This window comes from Arthrobacter sp. TB 26 (assembly GCF_000427315.1).
GTDB lineage: Bacteria > Actinomycetota > Actinomycetes > Actinomycetales > Micrococcaceae > Arthrobacter.
On record NZ_AUPJ01000053.1, the window covers coordinates 1 to 1,337 of the forward strand.

Below are 1,337 nucleotides of genomic sequence, written 5' to 3' on the forward strand. Positions count from 1 at the left end.
CGCCCGGCTGCCGGGCCGCCTTCCGCAAAGATCCGGAGCGCTATGCCCTCACTCTCTGAACGCCTACCCGCGCAGCATCGAACGGCGGGCCTGGTCCTGGCGGCCGGGGCGTCGCGGCGCCTGGGCCGGCCCAAGCAGCTGCTGCCCTACGGCCGCGGGGTACTCCTCGACGCCGTGCTGGCCGCCGCCCGGGACTGCGGCTTTGACCAGACGGTGCTGGCCTTGGGAAGTTCAGCCGCGGAAGTCCAGCGCACGGTCGACACCACCGGCTGCGAGATCGTGCTCAACCCGGACTTCGGAGCGGGCTGTTCCTCCTCCATCGCCGCCGGCGTTGCCGCACTCCACCCGGATACGGACGCCGTTGTCCTGCTGCTCGGTGACCAGCCGGGCGTCCGTTCCGTCGACGCCCGCGCACTGCTGGAGCTCCTGTTCCGGGGCGAGGCAACCAGCGGGCGGGATGCCCCGGGGATCGCCGTCTGCCGGTACGACGACGGCGGCGGCCATCCCCTGGCGTTTACCCGCCGGATGCTCCCGGAGCTGGCCGCCCTGCACGGCGACAAGGCAGTCTGGAAGCTGCTGGAGCAGCGGGCGGCCGACGCCGTCGAACTTCGCGTCCAGGGCCCCGTCCCGCTGGACGTCGACACGGACGAGGACTACCGCCGTGTCCTGGCGGGACTGGAGGGCGCGCTGTGAACACGGCGGCGCGCACCGGCGCGGAGGAGGATGTGCAGCGCAGGGTTCCCGACGTCCCGTCCCTGATCTCGGCGCTGGACAGCGGTGACTACCTGGCCGACGTCGGACTGGCCACCGCACTCTTCCTGGCGGTGCGGCTCCCGCAGCCCCTTTTGCTGGAGGGCGAGGCGGGCGTCGGCAAGACCGAGGCGGCGAAGGCCCTGGCCCAGCTGCTGGACACGCCGCTGTACCGGCTGCAGTGCTACGAGGGAATCGACGCCGGCGAGGCCCTCTACGAGTGGAACCACCAGCGGCAGCTGCTCGGCATCCGGCTGGCGGAAGTCCGGGACGCCTCGGTCACCGAGACCGATCTCTTCGGCCCGGAGTACCTGCTGCGCCGGCCGTTGCTGCAGGCGATCGAACATCCCGGCCCGCGCCCCGCAGTCCTCCTGCTGGACGAGATCGACCGGGCCGACGCCGAGTTCGAGGCCTTCACGTTCGAACTGCTCGCCGAGGCCGCGGTCACCATCCCGGAACTGGGCACCATCCGGGCCACCCATCCCCCGATCGTCATCCTGACCTCCAACCGGACGAGGGACCTGCACGATGCCCTGACCCGGCGCTGCCTGTACCACTGGATCGATTACCCCGGGCCGGAGCGGATC

Annotated in this window: 2 protein-coding genes; both read left to right on the forward strand. The window is 71.7% G+C overall.

The features are described 5' to 3' along the window. Positions 1–42: 42 nt before the first annotated feature. Complete coding sequence (locus K789_RS0100895; RefSeq protein WP_024365101.1) at positions 43–693, forward strand: nucleotidyltransferase family protein; 651 nt, start codon at positions 43–45, stop codon at positions 691–693. Continuing rightward, on the forward strand, positions 690–1,337 hold a 648-nt coding region (locus K789_RS0100900), incomplete at its 3' end, for an AAA family ATPase (RefSeq protein ID WP_024365102.1). The genes K789_RS0100895 and K789_RS0100900, both read left to right, overlap by 4 nt.

Excerpts from the sequence above, each read along its gene's own strand:
- K789_RS0100895 (WP_024365101.1), top strand. The coding sequence starts at position 43 with ATGCCCTCACTCTCTGAACGCCTACCCGCGCAGCATCGAACGGCGGGC.